This is a genomic window from Ruegeria sp. (assembly GCF_965243365.1).
Classification (GTDB): Bacteria; Pseudomonadota; Alphaproteobacteria; order Rhodobacterales; family Rhodobacteraceae; genus Ruegeria.
Genome location: NZ_CBDEUW010000002.1, coordinates 3,047,139 through 3,063,144, shown reverse-complemented (window position 1 = coordinate 3,063,144; position 16,006 = coordinate 3,047,139). Strand labels below are relative to the sequence as shown.

The 16,006-nt window shown below is 58.7% G+C and carries 17 protein-coding genes and 1 pseudogene; 5 read left to right on the top strand and 13 right to left on the bottom strand.

What is annotated here, in order from left to right; translation table 11 throughout:
• Positions 1-52 precede the first annotated feature (52 nt).
• On the top strand, positions 53-895 hold the full coding sequence (gene rsmA / locus ACP0GE_RS18920) for a 16S rRNA (adenine(1518)-N(6)/adenine(1519)-N(6))-dimethyltransferase RsmA (protein WP_424833450.1): 843 nt from the start codon (positions 53-55) through the stop codon (positions 893-895).
• Between the two features lie 58 nt (positions 896-953).
• Here the strand turns inward: rsmA and ACP0GE_RS18915 are convergent, their stop codons facing one another.
• The 3 genes from ACP0GE_RS18915 to prfA all read right to left on the bottom strand — a co-directional run bounded on the left by ACP0GE_RS18915 (position 954) and on the right by prfA (position 3,673).
• The gene (locus ACP0GE_RS18915; protein ID WP_424833449.1) at positions 954-1,535 is read right to left on the bottom strand and encodes a DUF4167 domain-containing protein; all 582 of its coding nucleotides are present in this window, start codon (positions 1,533-1,535) and stop codon (positions 954-956) included.
• A 240-nt stretch (positions 1,536-1,775) separates the two neighbouring features.
• A complete protein-coding gene (prmC, locus tag ACP0GE_RS18910) occupies positions 1,776-2,621 on the bottom strand; it encodes a peptide chain release factor N(5)-glutamine methyltransferase (RefSeq protein ID WP_424833448.1) in 846 nt (281 codons plus the stop codon).
• Entirely contained in the window at positions 2,618-3,673 is a 1,056-nt protein-coding gene (gene prfA / locus ACP0GE_RS18905) for a peptide chain release factor 1 (RefSeq protein WP_424833873.1), read from the bottom strand. Before prfA ends, prmC begins: the two co-directional genes overlap by 4 nt.
• A 62-nt stretch (positions 3,674-3,735) precedes the next feature.
• Here prfA and ACP0GE_RS18900 point away from each other — a divergent pair, with 62 nt between their 5' ends.
• On the top strand, positions 3,736-4,026 hold the full coding sequence (locus tag ACP0GE_RS18900) for a hypothetical protein (protein ID WP_424833447.1): 291 nt from the start codon (positions 3,736-3,738) through the stop codon (positions 4,024-4,026).
• Between the two features lie 4 nt (positions 4,027-4,030).
• Here the strand turns inward: ACP0GE_RS18900 and ACP0GE_RS18895 are convergent.
• The 5 genes and pseudogenes from ACP0GE_RS18895 to ACP0GE_RS18875 all read right to left on the bottom strand — a co-directional run.
• Positions 4,031-4,261 (bottom strand): annotated as a pseudogene (locus ACP0GE_RS18895) (DUF6404 family protein); the annotation flags it as partial.
• Between the two features lie 150 nt (positions 4,262-4,411).
• Entirely contained in the window at positions 4,412-4,822 is a 411-nt protein-coding gene (locus ACP0GE_RS18890; RefSeq protein WP_424833446.1) for a DUF1499 domain-containing protein, read from the bottom strand.
• Positions 4,823-4,885: 63 nt separating this feature from the next.
• Positions 4,886-5,833, bottom strand: a complete 948-nt coding sequence (gene speB / locus ACP0GE_RS18885; protein ID WP_424833445.1) for an agmatinase — start codon at positions 5,831-5,833, stop codon at positions 4,886-4,888.
• A 74-nt stretch (positions 5,834-5,907) separates the two neighbouring features.
• Positions 5,908-6,870, bottom strand: coding sequence for an agmatinase (speB, locus tag ACP0GE_RS18880; RefSeq protein ID WP_424833444.1), 963 nt, complete (start codon positions 6,868-6,870; stop codon positions 5,908-5,910).
• 53 nt (positions 6,871-6,923) lie between these two features.
• On the bottom strand, positions 6,924-8,087 hold the full coding sequence (locus ACP0GE_RS18875) for a M20 aminoacylase family protein (protein WP_424833443.1): 1,164 nt from the start codon (positions 8,085-8,087) through the stop codon (positions 6,924-6,926).
• A gap of 66 nt (positions 8,088-8,153) precedes the next feature.
• Here ACP0GE_RS18875 and mazG point away from each other — a divergent pair, with 66 nt between their 5' ends.
• From mazG to ACP0GE_RS18860, 3 genes are all read left to right on the top strand, one after another.
• A complete protein-coding gene (gene mazG / locus ACP0GE_RS18870) occupies positions 8,154-9,011 on the top strand; it encodes a nucleoside triphosphate pyrophosphohydrolase (protein ID WP_424833442.1) in 858 nt (285 codons plus the stop codon).
• Between the two features lie 63 nt (positions 9,012-9,074).
• Positions 9,075-10,016: a nucleoside hydrolase gene (locus ACP0GE_RS18865; protein ID WP_424833441.1), complete on the top strand. Its 942-nt coding sequence runs from the start codon at positions 9,075-9,077 to the stop codon at positions 10,014-10,016.
• Entirely contained in the window at positions 10,013-10,462 is a 450-nt protein-coding gene (locus ACP0GE_RS18860; protein ID WP_424833440.1) for a GNAT family N-acetyltransferase, read from the top strand. Before ACP0GE_RS18865 ends, ACP0GE_RS18860 begins: the two co-directional genes overlap by 4 nt.
• Positions 10,463-10,815: 353 nt before the next feature.
• On the opposite strand, the gene eno is transcribed toward ACP0GE_RS18860, so the two are convergent.
• The 5 genes from eno to ACP0GE_RS18835 form a co-directional block, all read right to left on the bottom strand.
• The gene (gene eno, locus ACP0GE_RS18855) at positions 10,816-12,093 is read right to left on the bottom strand and encodes a phosphopyruvate hydratase (RefSeq protein WP_424833439.1); all 1,278 of its coding nucleotides are present in this window, start codon (positions 12,091-12,093) and stop codon (positions 10,816-10,818) included.
• Positions 12,094-12,238: 145 nt separating this feature from the next.
• Positions 12,239-13,120: a DMT family transporter gene (locus tag ACP0GE_RS18850; RefSeq protein ID WP_424833438.1), complete on the bottom strand. Its 882-nt coding sequence runs from the start codon at positions 13,118-13,120 to the stop codon at positions 12,239-12,241.
• A gap of 138 nt (positions 13,121-13,258) precedes the next feature.
• Positions 13,259-13,672: a Fur family transcriptional regulator gene (locus ACP0GE_RS18845; RefSeq protein WP_424833437.1), complete on the bottom strand. Its 414-nt coding sequence runs from the start codon at positions 13,670-13,672 to the stop codon at positions 13,259-13,261.
• 74 nt (positions 13,673-13,746) lie between these two features.
• Positions 13,747-14,451, bottom strand: coding sequence for an endonuclease/exonuclease/phosphatase family protein (locus tag ACP0GE_RS18840; protein ID WP_424833872.1), 705 nt, complete (start codon positions 14,449-14,451; stop codon positions 13,747-13,749).
• Positions 14,452-14,529: 78 nt separating this feature from the next.
• On the bottom strand, positions 14,530-15,948 hold the full coding sequence (locus ACP0GE_RS18835; protein ID WP_424833436.1) for a protein adenylyltransferase SelO: 1,419 nt from the start codon (positions 15,946-15,948) through the stop codon (positions 14,530-14,532).
• Positions 15,949-16,006: the final 58 nt, after the last annotated feature.

Sequence of the window (16,006 nt, the reverse complement as noted above, 5' to 3'; positions counted from 1 at the left end):
GGCAAAAAATCTCTGGCGCACCGCCCCAACCACGCGTCACGGTAACCGCATCATGAGCGCAATCGACAATCTCCCCCCCCTGCGCGAGGTCATCGCAGCCCACCAGCTTTCGGCGCGCAAATCGTTGGGCCAGAACTTCTTGCTGGACCTGAACCTGACTGCCAAGATCGCCCGTCAGGCTGGCGACCTGACCCAATGCGATGTGCTTGAGATCGGCCCCGGCCCCGGGGGGTTGACGCGCGGGTTGCTGTCCGAGGGTGCGCGCAAGGTCGTCGCGGTCGAGAAAGACACCCGCTGCATCGCGGCACTTAACGACATCGCCGCCGCTTATCCCGGCCAGCTCGAAGTGATCAACGGCGACGCGCTGGAAATCGACCCTCTGGCGCATCTGACCCCGCCGATTCGGGTTGCTGCCAATCTGCCCTACAATGTCGGCACCGAACTGCTGGTCCGCTGGCTGACCCCGCCCGAATGGCCGCCCTTCTGGCAGAGCCTGACCCTGATGTTCCAGCGCGAGGTCGCCGAGCGCATCGTGGCCCAACCTGGCAGCAAAGCCTATGGCCGCCTCGCCATCCTCGCCCAATGGCGGGCCGAGGCGCGCATCGCCATGTCTTTACCGCCCGGGGCCTTCACCCCACCACCCAAAGTCTCCAGCGCCGTGGTCCATCTGACTGCCTTGCCCGAGCCACGCTATCCCGCCGACTCTGCCACACTGTCACGCGTTGTGGCCGCCGCCTTTAACCAGCGCCGCAAAATGCTGCGCGCCTCGCTGAAAGGCGTGGCCCCCGACATCGAAGACCGCCTGCTGGCCGCAGGCATCAAGCCGACCGAGCGAGCCGAACAAGTGCCGCTTGAGGCGTTTTGTGCATTGGCCCGTGAGGTCCAAAAATCGTGAAGGCATGAAAAAAGCCCCGAGGTCAGTACCTCGGAGCTTTATTTTTTCTGAACCGAAGTTATTCCGCCGCTTCCGGAGCGTCCCCGTCTGTTTTGGGCGCTTCCTCGGCAGCAACGGGCGCGGCTTTGGGTTTGCGGGTTCGCGGACGGCGGGCAGGCTTTTCCTTCTTTTCCGTCGCTTCAGCTTCGGCACCCTTGCTTTCCGGTGTCTCAACCAGCCCGGATTCCGGAGCAGCCTCGGGCGCGTCAAAACCCATCACATCAGGCTGCGGAGCTTCGGCCGGATCAGACTGGCGGGCAGCTTCACGCTCCTGACGCTCGGCGCGTTCGCGATCACGCTCGGCTTGGCGTTCGCGGTTCTGGCGCTCTTGCTCTTCGCGGCGCGCTTCAATCTCGCGTTGGGCTTCGCTCAGCATGCGCAGATAATGCTCGGCATGTTGTTGAAAGTTCTCAGCAGCCACACGGTCATTCGACAGCTGGGCATCGCGCGCCAGTTGGTTGTACTTGTCAATGATCTGCTGCGGTGTGCCACGCACCTTACCTTCGGGACCCGAGCTGTCAAAGACCCGGTTAACGACGTTGCCGCCAGAAGGACGATTGCGGTTATTCTTGGCCCGCGAGCGGGATTTGGAAGATCTCATCTTACTTTACGTCAGCCTTGTCATTCACTGTCGATCAACCCGTACTTTACGCTGCTCAGAGGCTTGTCCCGTACCGTGTCATCGACTTTTTTGGGCTTGGCGTCAGGGGTGCGCTGGAACAGCGTCAACCTCGCCGACTAATCCTGAGTAAACATGTCCTGCGGGCGCAGACAAGGGGTTATTCATAAATTTCGCAGCTTTTTTACATTCATTGGCGTTATTCAGCCGCAAAATCGCGGTTTAACCGGGCATTCTTGCACTCACCACGCGATCGCGACCGTCCAGATCAGGGATCACGCGGATCTGTGACAGGCCAGTTGCGTCAAACAACGAAGCCACATCAGCCGCCTGTGACGAACCGATCTCCACCAGAATACGGCCCCGTGGCGCCATAAAATCAGGGGCAGAGGCCGCAATATGGCGATAGGCTTCCAGACCGTCGCCTTCATCGGTCAGAGCCAGACGCGGCTCGTACTCGCGCACTTCCGGAGACAGCTCGTTCATCTCGGACAGCGAAATATATGGCGGATTGGAAACAATAAGGTCAAATTTGCCATCAATGTTTTCAAACCAGTTGGATTGCAGAATCTCTGCCCGCCCCTGCACCTTGTGCTGCACGGCGTTGGCGCTGGCCTGCAAACAGGCGGCCTCGCTTAGATCGATCCCTATACCCGACGCACTGGTGCGCTCGGCCAGCAGAGTGATCAGGATACACCCCGAGCCTACGCCCAGATCCAGAACGTGATCGAAAGGCTCACTCAGGGCGACCTCAATCAGAATTTCGGTTTCAGGCCGAGGGTCCAGCACATCCCGGCTGACCCGGAAACGGCGACCATAAAATTCGCGTTCACCCAGTAAATGCGACACTGGCACCCGTATGGCCCGAAGCGATATCAACTGATCGTAGCGCTCGGCAATTTCCACAGACAGCTCTTCCGGCGCGATTAGCGTCACCCGACTGGCTTCGACCCGCGCCGCGTGGGCGAGCAGAAGGCGCGCATCCCGGGCCGGGTCATCGACACCCGCCGCCCGCAGCCGCGCTGTTGCGTCCACCATCGCCTGTGCTGCTGTCTGTGCACCGGTCATTGCGCCATCTCGGCCAATAGGCGGGCCTGGTCATCTGCTGTCAGCGCATCGATGACCTCATCCAGATCGCCCTGCATCACCTGATCCAGCTTGTACAGCGTCAGATTGATGCGATGATCGGTCATGCGCCCTTGCGGGAAATTGTAAGTTCTGATCCGCTCCGAGCGATCACCTGAGCCCACCTGACTGGCCCGATCCGCCGACCGTTCACTGTCGATCCGCTGCCGTTCCAGATCGTAGAGGCGGGTTTTCAGCACCTGCATCGCGATCTCGCGGTTGCGATGCTGGGACTTCTCGGAGCTGGTCACAACCAGACCTGTCGGAAGGTGCGTGATCCGTACCGCCGAGTCGGTGGTGTTCACGTGCTGTCCGCCCGCGCCAGACGAACGCATCGTGTCGATTCGGATGTCATTGGCATCGATCTGGATGTCCACATCCTCGGCTTCGGGCAGAACCGCGACTGTCGCGGCAGAGGTGTGAATCCGCCCGCCGCTTTCGGTTTCCGGGACCCGCTGCACCCGGTGCACACCGGATTCGTATTTCATCCGGGCAAACACGTTGTCGCCCTTGATATGCGCGACCACCTCTTTGATGCCGCCCAGATCAGAGGCCTGCTCCTCAATAATCTCAAACCGCCAGCCCCGTGCTTCGGCGTAACGCTGATACATCCGCAAGAGATCCCCGGCAAACAAGGCGGCCTCGTCCCCGCCCGTCCCCGGCCGGATTTCCAGCATCGCAGGGCGCGCATCTGCGGCGTCCTTTGGCAACAGGGCCAATTGCAACGCATGTTCCGCCTCGGGTATCTTGGTCTGCAGCTCGGGAATTTCCTCCTCGGCCAGTTCTTTCATATCGGGGTCGGCCAGCATCGCCTCGGCCTCGGCCAGATCGGCCACAAGCTGACGCCAGGCCATGATCTGATCGACGACCGGTTTGAGGTCGGAATATTCCTTGGCAAGGGCCGCAATGTCCCCGCCCGAGGCGCCATCGGCCATGGCAGCTTCGAGATACTGGAAACGCTGGGTGATCTGTTCAAGTCGTTCTTCGGGGATCATCACGGCGGTGTCTATCATCCGGGGGCTTTGGTCAAGGGCCAGCCATGTGCTAAGCTGGTCGCATGAAACGGATTGTGCTTGCTCTCACCCTCTGCGCGGCACCGGCGATGGCCGATGTCGTTGGCCCCGGCGGCAAGGTTCAGGATTGCTATTGTACCGATAAATCCGGCACCCGTGTCGAATTGGGTGAACTGATCTGCATGCAAGTCGATGGCCGTATGTTCATGGCCCAGTGCCAGATGTCCCTGAACGTACCGATGTGGCGCGAGGTTCAGGAAGGGTGTTTGTCGTCGGGTTTGAGGCAGAACCTTGCCCCTGATCTTGGAACGAACTCGTCCAGCTCAGCGTCTTGATAACTCAAAACTCCCGCCATTCGCTTAGTTTCTTACGTCTGCAATTCCAACGAATGAGCGCAGAAAAGAGCAAGCCTGCAAAGACGCTTGCGCCAGCATAAAGCGCCAGGACCGGCCATAGGAAGTAAACCCCCAACCCCTGCCCGGTGACAATCTTCAGAACAATTGGGATTGCCGCGAACATAAAAGCGAAGAATATGAAATTTTCGCTCACCGACTGATACCGATAGGGTTTAGGATGGAAACCCTATTTTCTAGCAACTCTAAAAGAAAGCGGTAGTTTTCCCGGCCTCCAGAGTCCGGCTTTCACTAACTAATCCGTCGCTTTCTGAAGCTTCCTTTCATATTCATTTACCTCTAGATCTTCCTCTCTACCGCGCATCTATCACTGACCTTCAATGCTCGTCAGCCACCCATCAACCCGTGCTTTATTCACCCCAAAATCCCTCCGACCAAATCGAAGCCTTGCGTAAATACGCAGCATGTTCCCGTCCTGCTGAACGGTCGTGTAATCTGGAAAACCGAACACGCGCGAGCGTGTGAGGTAGGTGACCATCCCCTCTTGGACCGAACCGGCCAAAACCGAGGTACGCGGCGTTTCGCGGGCGACGGCGTCCAGACGCGCCAGACCCTTGGGACCAGTTTCAACCACACGGATCACGCCGCCTGCCAAATCCTGATTTGCTTCTCCGATCGGCGTCACATGCCACAACCCGGGGTCCGACGGCGCCAGCCGAATGTAGGCTCCAAGTAGAACCACAAACCCTATCAGCAGCCAGAGCACCATTTTTGCCATCCTGAACCCGTCCTTTTGCAGGACCGTAACCTCAACACCTTGGGAAACAACCCAAATAGGCGATTACCGTGACGTCACTCCGGGCAGGATGCAGAGCAGTTCGAACAGAATGTTCGCAGCGGTCAGCGCCGTATTGCCCGAAGGATCATAGGGCGGCGAGACTTCGACAAGGTCGCAACCCACAACGTTCAAGCCCTGAAGCGCATGGATCAGTTGCAGTGCTTGCGGCGTGGTCAGTCCCCCGATCTCAGGCGTGCCGGTGCCGGGGGCATAAGCCGGGTCCAGACTGTCGATGTCATAGGTTATGTAGACCGAGTGATCCCCCACGGTCTTGCGGATTTGCGACCCGATCTCGGTCAGGTTCTGCTGCCACAACTCCCATGCAGGGAACTGGCGAAAACCCCAGCCCTGCGCCTCGGTGAAGTCGTCTGCCGCGTAGCCCGAGCCGCGGATGCCGATCTGAAACGTTTTGTCTGCGACGATCAAATCTTCTTCATAGGCGCGGCGGAAGACGGTTCCGTGGGTCTCCCGCTCGCCGAACATTTCATCGTTGACATCCGCATGGGCATCTACATGCACCAAGGCGACAGGCCCATGCTTTGCCGCAATCGCCCGCAGGATCGGCAGGGTTATCGAGTGGTCCCCGCCCATCGCCACCGGGATAACGCCCTGCGCCAGAATGCCGTCATAGCTGTCTTTGATGATCTTCAGACTGTCGGCCAGCGAGAAGGTGTTGATCGCCAGATCACCGATATCCGCAATCTGCAAACTGTCGAACGGGGCTGCCTTCGTCGCCATGTTATAGGGCCGGATCATCGCGCTTTCGCTTCGGATTTGTTTCGGCCCAAACCGGGTGCCCGACCGCCACGAGGTGCCGATATCCATCGGAATTCCCAACACCGCCACATCCAGCCCGTCCAAAGACCCCGCCTGCGGCAATCGCATGAAGGTGTTCGGCCCGGAAAACCGCGCCAGATCATTGCCGCTGATGGGTTGGTTGAAATCTGTCATGCCTGTCGCCCCTTTTGCCGGTCGCGTTTTAGATGCACATACCGGAACTATGGCTAACCAAAGGTTAATGCCGCTTAGGTTAGCTTGTTCCACCCCAGCAGGCAGATGATCTGCGTCGCCACGTGTGCGCCCGCAATTGCCGTTGCCCCGGAGGTATCGAATGGTGGCGACACCTCAACCACGTCTCCGCCTTTGATGTTTATCCCGGCAATGTCGCGCAGGATAATCTGTGTCTGGATCGAGGTCAGCCCGCCCCAGACCGGTGTGCCGGTGCCGGGGGCAAAAGCCGGGTCCAGCCCGTCGATGTCGAAGCTCAGATAAACCGGGCTGTCGCCCAGGATGCCTTTGATCTTCTGCGCCACGGCCGCAGGGCCGGATTCGTAAACCTCTCGTGCGTCGATGATGTTGACGCCCAGAGTATCCTCGTTTGTCGTGCGAATACCGACCTGAACCGAGCGTTTGGGGTCCACGATCCCCGATTTCACTGCCTTGTAGAACATGGTGCCGTGATCCACACGGGACATGTCATCATCGGCCCAAGTGTCTGTATGAGCATCGAATTGCAGCAGCGACATGGGCCCGTATTTTTCAGCATAGGCCTTGAGGATCGGAAAGCTGATATAGTGATCGCCGCCCAACGTGACCGAGGCCACATCGCCCGCCAGAATGGTACGAATGTGATCGGTCAGCGTGTCTGGAAAGGCCGGGATATTCGCGTAGTCATAGGCCATATCTCCATAGTCGATGATTGCCAGTTCACTCAGCGCATCGAAAGGCCAGCCATAAGGCGCATCAGGTGATTGCAATGCACTGGCTTCACGGATCGCACGCGGGCCAAGACGGGTTCCGGGGCGGTTGGTGACCGCCTGATCGAAGGGCACACCGGTTACTGCAATGTCCACCCCTTTCAGATCCTTGGTGTACAGGCGACGCAGGAAAGACGTCGCGCCGCCAAATGTATTCTCATAGGACAGACCTTTGAGGTCCGGGTTGGTGAACGCCTCGTCCACCTGATTTTTTGCATCTTCCAATGCCATTTCGGGATCTCTTCCTTCCAAAGTTCCCGATGGGTCGGCGACGCGCGCAAACGTCAAGCCACAGGCAGCGCCTTTTCCACGATCCTCGCGAAAAAGGATGCACCCACCGGCGCGATTTCGTCGTTGAAGTTGTATTTCGGATGGTGCAGCCCGGCACCCTGACCTTGGCCCAGAAACAAATACGCTCCGGGGCGCTCCTGCAGCATATAGGCAAAATCCTCGGCCCCCATCTCACGACCGGCATTGGCATTCACGCGTTCGGTGCCTGAAACCTCGCGCGCGACATCAGCGGCAAACGCCGCCTGATCGACGTGATTGATCGTGGCAGGATAGCTGATGTTATACTCCAGCCGCGCCTCGACGCCGTACGAGGCCGCCTGCCCCTGCACGATCTGCTCCATCCGTTGCATCACCATCTTTCGCACATTCGGATCGAAGGTCCGGACCGTGCCATTGATATAGGCCGTGTCAGGGATAACGTTGTTCACTGTGCCGGTATGGATCTGCGTGACCGACACCACCAGATCGTCCAGCGCATAGTGGTTCCGGCTGACAATGGTCTGGATCGCCTGAGCAATTCCGCAAGCCGCCATAACCGGGTCCTTGGTCTCGTGTGGCATAGCACCGTGGCCGCCGACGCCCTGAATGTGCACCTCGAACGTATCCACAGCCGCCATAATGGGCCCGGGAGCGGTATAGAAATACCCCTCTTCAAAACCTGGTGCGTTGTGCAGAGCGTAGACCTGCGAGATGTCGAACCGGTCCATGATACCTTCTTCGACCATCACACCGGCCCCGCCGCCCTCTTCCTCGGCGGGCTGAAAGATCAGCGCGACCCGTCCACTGAAATTCCGCGTCTCGGCCAGGTAGCGCGCAGCGCCCAGCAGCATCGTGGTATGACCGTCATGGCCGCAAGCGTGCATCTTGCCCTGGTTCTTCGACGCATAGTGCACTGCCGTTTCCTCAGACATCGGCAGCGCATCCATATCCGCCCGCAACCCGATGGTCGGCCCTTCGCCCTGCCCGTTGATGATGGCCACGATCCCGGTTTTGGCGATCCCTTCGTGCAATTCGTCCACGCCGAATTCACGCAAACGATCCGCTACGAACGCCGCCGTCTCGAAACAGTCAAATTCCAGTTCGGGGATCGAATGCAGGTGCTGCCGCCACTTGGTCATATCGGCGGCAAAATCAGCAATACGGTTGACGACAGGCATCGGGGGTGGACTCCTGATCCAAGCTGCGAGATGGATGCATCTGACACCGGAACAAGGGGCTTCGCAATGGCTGAAAATCCGCTGATCCACGATTCCGACGCTGGGATCGAACGCCTGTTGGAAATCATGCGCCGTTTACGCGATCCGGATTCCGGCTGCCCGTGGGATATCGAGCAGGATTTCGGCACCATCGCCCCCTACACAATCGAAGAGGCCTATGAGGTCGCAGACGCCATCGAGCGTGAAGCCTATGATGAATTGAAAGGAGAGCTCGGCGACCTGCTGTTCCAGTCCGTCTTTCACGCACAGATGGCTGAAGAGGCCGGGCATTTCACCTTTCAGGACGTGGTTCGCACCATGTCGGACAAGATGGTCGACCGCCACCCGCATGTGTTCGGGGACGAATCCCGGGACAAATCTGCCGCGCAACAGACACGGGACTGGGAAACCATCAAGGCTGCGGAACGCGCGGGCAAGGAACAGAAAGGCGCGTTGGACGGGGTTGCCGCCAACCTACCCGCCCTGCTGCGGGCTCATAAGCTTCAAAAACGGGCTGCACGTGTTGGATTTGACTGGCCAGACGCCAGCCATGTGCTTGCCAAGATCACCGAAGAAGCCGCCGAACTGGAAGAAGCCCGCAACAGGATGGACCCGGACGCGCTTGAGGACGAATTCGGCGATCTGCTGTTCGTGATGGTAAATCTTGGCCGTCATCTGGGCATCGAGCCCGAGGCCGCGCTGCGACGGACCAACGCCAAGTTCACCCGTCGGTTCGAGAAGGTCGAGGCGCGTTTGGCCAAGCGGGGCAAAACGCCCTCGCAAAGCACGTTGGAAGAGATGGATACGCTCTGGGACGAGGTAAAAACCGAGGAACACCGCGCCAACGGCAAACTCCCGCCGGTGGACGCCGCGGCCGACACCTAAAACGGGTAGACAAGCGAAGCGACACTTGCGAGTGTCCGCCCTTCAGGACCGGGGAGGCAAACCATGGCACCGCGCAAGATCATCATTGACACCGACCCAGGTCAGGACGACGCCGTCGCCATCCTGCTGGCATTGGCCAGCCCGGAAGACATTGATGTTCTTGGCATCACAGCCGTTGCAGGTAACGTCCCGCTTGAGTTGACCGCCAAAAACGCCCGTATCGTCTGTGAACTTGCGGGACATACCGAAGTGCCCGTCTATGCAGGATGCGACAGGCCGTTGAAACGTCCACTGGTCACAGCCGAACATGTGCATGGCAAAACCGGTCTGGATGGTCCCGTCCTACCAGACCCGCAAATGAAATTGTCGGACGGGCATGCCGTGGATTTCATCATCGAAACCCTGCGTACCCACGAACCGGGAACGGTTACCCTGTGCCCGCTTGGGCCGTTGACCAATATAGCGACTGCGTTCCAGAAAGCGCCTGACATCGTCGACCGCGTTCAGGAAATCGTCTTGATGGGAGGCGCATATTTCGAGGTCGGAAACATCACTCCAACTGCAGAGTTCAACATTCATGTCGACCCCGAAGCCGCTGATATTGTTTTCACATCCGGCAGACCTATTGTTGTGATGTCGCTGGACGTAACACACAAGGCACTTGTTACGAAACCACGCAACGACGCCTTTCGCGCGATCGGCAACAAGGTCGGCGTCGCCGTGGCCGAGATGACGGATTTCTTTGAACGGTTCGACAAGAATAAATACGGCAGCGAGGGCGCACCCCTGCACGACCCATGCGTCACGGCCTATCTGATCCGGCCCGAATTGTTCACGGGCCGTCATGTCAATGTCGAGATTGAAACCCATTCAGAACTGACGATGGGCATGACCGTCGCGGACTGGTGGGGCGTGACCGACCGCAAACCAAACGCTCTATTCGTCGGCGATCTCGACGCAGACGGCTTTTTTGCCCTGCTCACTGAACGGCTGGCCCGGCTATGAGTGCCGCGCTTCGCCTGGCTCGCCCTGATGATCTGGATCGTCTGATGGGTCTGGTTTCGGCCTTTCACGCCGAAACGGGTATCGAACAAGACGCAGACCAGCGCCGCGAAGCGTTGCTGCCCCTGCTCGAAGGTATTCCACACGGATGCGTCTACCTGATCGGTCCGGGTCGCGCACCCTTGGGTTATATCGTCCTGACCTTCGGGTGGTCAGTTGAATTCGGTGGAATGGATGGGTTTATCGACGAAATCTATATCCGGCCTGCCGTAAGAAAACGGGGCATAGCCACAGAAGTCCTGCAGGACTTGCCCAAAGCGCTTGCCGAAGCGGGGTTGACGGCCCTGCACCTGGAAGTCGACCGCGAAGACGAGGCGACTCAGCGGCTGTATTTGCGCAGCGGGTTCAAACCTCGTGACCGATATACTCTGATGAGCCGCCCGCTTTAACGCGACTCGCCGCGAAAAATCAGGTCAGGGTTGTACATTTCTCTGACCGGGTCATCCTTGGAAACTTCTATCCCCGTGATCGGATACGTGTCAGGGCCTGCACAAGCGGCCAGAACGCCTATGGAAAGCATTGATATTACAAGAAAGACTTTTGGTGCAGACATGGTGCCCCCCTTTCTGCAGTATCACAAAGATACCACGAGGGCAGATACTTCCAAAGGTACAAGTTCACACATAATGACGCCAATGTCAGACATTCTGAGCTTTTAGAGCCCTCAAAATAAAAGAAAACGCCGGACCATGTCACTGGATCCGGCGTGTCTGACTTGGTGCTGCGCAGTGCAGTCGATCTGTTACGTCCGAAGGATCGAAGCCCCGGCGTATTCGGCTACTTCGCCCAACGATTCCTCGATACGGATCAGCTGGTTGTACTTGGCCAACCGGTCCGACCGCGCCAGCGATCCGGTTTTGATCTGACCGCAATTGGTTGCCACTGCCAGATCGGCAATGGTGGCATCCTCGGTCTCGCCCGAGCGGTGGGACATCACGTTGGTGTACCGCGCGCGGTGGGCCATATCGACAGCGCGCAGGGTTTCAGTCAGCGAGCCGATCTGGTTCACCTTGACCAGCATCGAGTTCGCACATCCACGCTCGATCCCTTCGGCCAGACGTTCGGGATTGGTGACGAACAGGTCGTCGCCCACCAACTGCACCTTGTCGCCGATGGCGTCTGTCAGCGCTTTCCAGCCATCCCAGTCATCCTCGGACATACCGTCTTCGATTGAGATGATCGGGTAGTCGTTGACCAGCGCGGCCAGATAGGCGGCGTTTTCCTCAGAGCTCAACGAAATACCTTCGCCCGCCAGAACATATTTGCCGTCTTTGAAGTATTCGGTCGCAGCGCAATCCAGTGCCAGATGGATTTCTTCACCCGGCTTGTAGCCCGCCTTTTCGATAGATTTCAGAATGAAATCCAGTGCTTCGCGGGTGCTTGCGATGTTCGGGGCAAAGCCACCCTCGTCGCCGACACCGGTGGCCAAACCAGCGGCGGACAGTTCTTTTTTCAGCGTGTGGAAGACCTCAGAGCCCATGCGCACGGCTTCGCGGATATTCGCGGCCGAGGTCGGCATGATCATGAATTCCTGAATGTCGATTGGGTTGTCGGCGTGCTCACCACCGTTGATGATGTTCATCATCGGAACCGGCAGAACACGGGCCGAGGTGCCGCCAACGTAACGATACAGAGGCTGCGTGGTGAAATCCGCCGCCGCCTTGGCGGTCGCCAGCGAGACGCCCAGAATTGCATTTGCACCCAGACGACCTTTGTTTTCGGTTCCGTCCAGCTCGATCATCGTCTGATCGATGGCGACCTGCTCGGTTGCATCAAATCCAACCAGCTCCTCGGCGATCTCGCCGTTCACGGCGGCGACGGCCTCAAGCACACCTTTGCCCATGTAGCGGGATTTGTCACCGTCGCGCTTTTCCACCGCTTCATAGGCCCCTGTAGAAGCGCCCGAAGGCACGGCGGCGCGGCCCATTGTGCCGTCTTCCAAAATCACGTCGACTTCGACCGTTGGGTTGCCCCGGCTGTCCAGAATTTCACGTGCGTGGATGTCGATGATGGTGCTCATGAGGCCCGTCCCTATGGATACATTCGGTTGCATGCCTCATAGCAGCACGGGGCAAAAAGTAAACCGCCATTGTTAACGCTAACACGCCTATATACTGGACTTTAGGGCTAACAGGTTCCTGTTTGCGCAAACCTGCGACGATCCGTCAGGCGGCAATCGCCATCTCTTTGGCCAGTCGGCGTTCGCGCAGGAATGTATACATCCCGGATCCGATGATCAGAGTAGCCCCAAATATCGTCACGGCATCCGGGCGTTCTCCGAACATCAGCATCCCGGCCGTGATCGAGAACACCAATCGGGAATAGCGAAAAGGTGTCAGTGCCGAGGCTTCGCCGATCCGCATGGCCTTAACGATACCGTAATATCCCAAAACGCCGAACCCCACGGCGCCAAGATAGGGACCAATCTGTGCCGTTTGCAACGGCGCGACGGGTTGTCCAAGAAACAGCATCGCGCCCGCCCCAACCAACGCCACGGAAACATAGGCCTGCAGGGCTACAACCGAGGACGCGACCCGGGCATCCAGCCGGCGGGTGATCAGGTCACGTGCGGCGATGCCGACGACGGTCGCCACAACAAGCAGGGATTCAGGCTGAAACCCCTCCAGCCCCGGGCGGATGATCATCAGCACGCCGACAAAGCCAACACCAATAGCGCTCCAACGCCGCCACCCGACCTGTTCACCCAGAAACAAGGCGGCCCCCATCGTCACAACCAGCGGAAGGGCCTGAAACACTGCGGCCACTGTGGACAATTCGACCAGCGATAACGCTGTCACAAAGGTCAGGGCGGCAATGCCCTCCGCCCCGGCCCGAAGCATCGGAAGAAGTTTCCAGGCGAACGGATCAAAGATGCGCTTGCGCGTGGCCAGCGACATCAACACGAACAGAAAACCGCAAAACACGCCAAGCACCAACATGATCTGCCCGGTCGAAACCGTGACAGACAGATGCTTGATAAACATGTCCTCTAGCGAGAACGCAGCCATCGAGGCGACGATCAGCAGGATGCCGTTTACGTTGTTCATTTGCGCGTCCAGTAAAAATAGGCTGACGAAATGCGGGCCCTTACGGCAGCAAAACCGCATCTTTCGAGGCGTAGCAAGAAGTTTATAGGGATGCTTCGATGAAATACCGTTGGGCGTTCAATCGCGGATCGTGATGGGTCAGTCTTTTTCCAGCGGCACGCCGTAAAGCTCCAGCCGGTGCCCTTTCAGGCGATAACCCAGCTTCGCGGCGATTCTTTCCTGTAATGCTTCGATCTCGGGATCGACAAATTCGATCACTTGGCCCGTATGCATATCGATCAGATGGTCATGGTGATCCCGCTCGGCATCTTCGTACCGCGCCCGCCCGTCTCCGAATTCCAGACGTTCCAGAATCCCGGCTTCTTCGAAAAGCTTGACCGTGCGGTAGACGGTTGCGATGGAAATACCTGAATCCTGAGCTGATGCGCGGGCATAAAGCTCTTCTACGTCCGGGTGGTCCTCGCTCTGCTGCAACACATGCGCAATGATCCGGCGCTGGCCTGTCATTCGCAAGCCCTTGGCTTCGCAGCGGGCGATGATCGTGTCGGACATAAAGGACCCCTTGGAACTATTCGGGCTTCGTTCTTAGTACGGATATGCGCCCTGCGCTACTGGGGAATTGTAGTTCAGGCAGCACGATGCAGGTCCACCCAGACAGGAAGATGGTCTGACGCGATATGGGCCGGACGCGCGTCATGCACACCGTGCGCGATGGCTTTCAGCCCCTGCCCCAACGCGATCCGGTCCAATGCCCCCAAGGGCTGCGCCGCCGGAAAGCTGGGTAATGGCGGCAAAAACCGCATGTTGGGGGCAAGGTGGTCCAGTACCGGTTGTCGCGACCATTCGTTGAAATCCCCGGCCCAGACAGTGGGCATGTGGTCCAGATCGGAATCGCAGCGCCGGATATGAGTGATCTGTTGGCGCCGGGACGCGGGCAACAGGCCCAGATGCATCCCCATCACACGCAGCGGGCCAATCCGGGTGTCGAATTCTGCCCGCACCGCCCCGCGCGGTTCGAACCCCGGCAGGTCGTGATGCCCGGTTTGGCGCAGCTGGATATGATCGCCACGCCATATCACCGCATTTCCGTGCCACCCCAAACTGCCCGCACCGCCCAGATCGACAACTTGCCAACCAGATTCTTCCAGCATGAAATGTGGCAACGCCGCCGGGCGCGGCGGCAGGCGTTTGTCGGCCTCTTGCAGAACAACGATATCGGCCTGCATTCCGTTCAACACCTGAAGAATACGCTGCGGCTGCCTGCGGAAATCCAGGCCGACGCATTTCTGGATATTGTAGCTGGCCAGGCGAAGGGTCTGAAGTGGTCTCATGAAGTTAAAGGCGCGATTCCAGGTCAAAGGTCGGGTCGTTAGAAACACAATGCTCTATTACTATAGCCATCGGATACCTCAGGTCCCGCAGAATGTCGCCTGAACGACCTCGCTTTCGGCTGGTGGCCGGGTCAGGTCAACGTTCTCTGGTTGATCTTCGTATGGCCGCAACAGCGCCGTACTGAGACGATGGAAGGGGTCATAATCCCCGCCGACTGCGGCCTGAATCATCTGTTCGACCCGGTGATTTCTAGGGGTGAATGCCGGATTTGCCGCCGTCATGGTCTGCTCTGACGCACTCTCTCGCTGCAAACGTGCCCGCCACAAGACGGACCAACTGTCGAATGCCTCAGGGTCGGTGAATTGATCGCGTGCCTTATCGCCGGGTAAAGCTCTGAAGGTATTGGTGAAATCAGCCTGATTCTGCGCCATACGTGTCAGCAGGTCCGAGACCAGCTGCAAATCACCGTCTTCGGCGGTGCTCAGGCCAATCTTGGCGCGGAATCTCTCTAACCAGTGCTGTTGCATCAGGTCCGGCATGGCGTGAACAATCTCGGTCGCCTCTTCGACGGCGGCCTCTTTGTCTTCGACCTGTTGGATCAGCGCGGTCGCCAGTTGAGCCAGATTCCACACCGCGATGTCGGGCTGGTTGGAATAGGCGTAACGCCCCATGCGGTCGATCGAACTGTAGACTGTGTTTGGGTGATAGCTATCCATAAACGCACACGGGCCATAGTCGATCGTCTCGCCCGAAATCGCGCAATTGTCGGTGTTCATCACACCATGGATGAATCCGACACTCATCCACGCTGGGATAAGACGCGCCTGCGCGTCACGAACAGCGCGCAGCAATCCCATCGGACCCTCAGCATCCGGGTAGTGCCGCGCGATGGCATAATCCGTGAGTTGTCTAAGCCGGTCAAACTGTCCACGTGCGGCAAAGACCTGAAAGGTGCCCACACGCAGATGACTGCGCGCAACGCGGGTCAGGACTGCGCCGGGCATCGGCCCTTCCCGCAAGACGATCTCGCCGGTTTCAACCGCAGCAAGTGCGCGTGTCGTTGGAATACCCAAAGCGTGCATTGCCTCGGACACCACATATTCGCGCAGCACCGGCCCCAGCCAGGCACGCCCGTCACCCTGGCGCGAAAACGGGGTCCGGCCTGACCCTTTCAATTGAATATCCCGTCGCACGCCGTCGGTGCCGACTGTTTCCCCCAACAAGACCGCGCGCCCGTCACCCAATTGCGGGTTGTAGTGGCCAAATTGGTGCCCCGAATACAACTGCGCCAGTGGTTCAGCTCCGTCAGGCACCGTGTTGCCCGCAAAAATCTGGGCCAGGTCCTGAACATCATCCGCTGAAACGCCCAGTATCTTTGCCAACGGTTCGTTAAAAGCCACCAATCGCGGTGCGCGCACAGGCTCGGGCTTCTGCCGGGCAAAAAACCCGTCCGGCAGGCGGGCATAGCTGTTGTCAAAAGGTATCGTCAGGGTCATGGGGCAAACATAAGCAGTACGGCATCGATTGCCATAGCGGATCGCCCGGTTCCGTGCA

What these genes read in the sequence shown, in the direction of transcription:
- ACP0GE_RS18840 (WP_424833872.1), bottom strand. Translation starts at nt 14,451, where the DNA reads ATGAGACCACTTCAGACCCTTCGCCTGGCCAGCTACAATATCCAGAAA.
- ACP0GE_RS18900 (WP_424833447.1), top strand. Translation starts at nt 3,736, where the DNA reads ATGAAACGGATTGTGCTTGCTCTCACCCTCTGCGCGGCACCGGCGATG.
- eno (WP_424833439.1), bottom strand. Translation starts at nt 12,093, where the DNA reads ATGAGCACCATCATCGACATCCACGCACGTGAAATTCTGGACAGCCGG.
- prmC (WP_424833448.1), bottom strand. Translation starts at nt 2,621, where the DNA reads ATGACCGGTGCACAGACAGCAGCACAGGCGATGGTGGACGCAACAGCG.
- speB (WP_424833445.1), bottom strand. Translation starts at nt 5,833, where the DNA reads ATGACAGATTTCAACCAACCCATCAGCGGCAATGATCTGGCGCGGTTT.
- mazG (WP_424833442.1), top strand. Translation starts at nt 8,154, where the DNA reads ATGGCTGAAAATCCGCTGATCCACGATTCCGACGCTGGGATCGAACGC.
- ACP0GE_RS18865 (WP_424833441.1), top strand. Translation starts at nt 9,075, where the DNA reads ATGGCACCGCGCAAGATCATCATTGACACCGACCCAGGTCAGGACGAC.
- speB (WP_424833444.1), bottom strand. Translation starts at nt 6,870, where the DNA reads ATGGCATTGGAAGATGCAAAAAATCAGGTGGACGAGGCGTTCACCAAC.
- ACP0GE_RS18915 (WP_424833449.1), bottom strand. Translation starts at nt 1,535, where the DNA reads ATGAGATCTTCCAAATCCCGCTCGCGGGCCAAGAATAACCGCAATCGT.
- rsmA (WP_424833450.1), top strand. Translation starts at nt 53, where the DNA reads ATGAGCGCAATCGACAATCTCCCCCCCCTGCGCGAGGTCATCGCAGCC.
- prfA (WP_424833873.1), bottom strand. Translation starts at nt 3,673, where the DNA reads ATGATCCCCGAAGAACGACTTGAACAGATCACCCAGCGTTTCCAGTAT.
- ACP0GE_RS18845 (WP_424833437.1), bottom strand. Translation starts at nt 13,672, where the DNA reads ATGTCCGACACGATCATCGCCCGCTGCGAAGCCAAGGGCTTGCGAATG.
- ACP0GE_RS18850 (WP_424833438.1), bottom strand. Translation starts at nt 13,120, where the DNA reads ATGAACAACGTAAACGGCATCCTGCTGATCGTCGCCTCGATGGCTGCG.
- ACP0GE_RS18890 (WP_424833446.1), bottom strand. Translation starts at nt 4,822, where the DNA reads ATGGCAAAAATGGTGCTCTGGCTGCTGATAGGGTTTGTGGTTCTACTT.
- ACP0GE_RS18835 (WP_424833436.1), bottom strand. Translation starts at nt 15,948, where the DNA reads ATGACCCTGACGATACCTTTTGACAACAGCTATGCCCGCCTGCCGGAC.
- ACP0GE_RS18860 (WP_424833440.1), top strand. Translation starts at nt 10,013, where the DNA reads ATGAGTGCCGCGCTTCGCCTGGCTCGCCCTGATGATCTGGATCGTCTG.
- ACP0GE_RS18875 (WP_424833443.1), bottom strand. Translation starts at nt 8,087, where the DNA reads ATGCCTGTCGTCAACCGTATTGCTGATTTTGCCGCCGATATGACCAAG.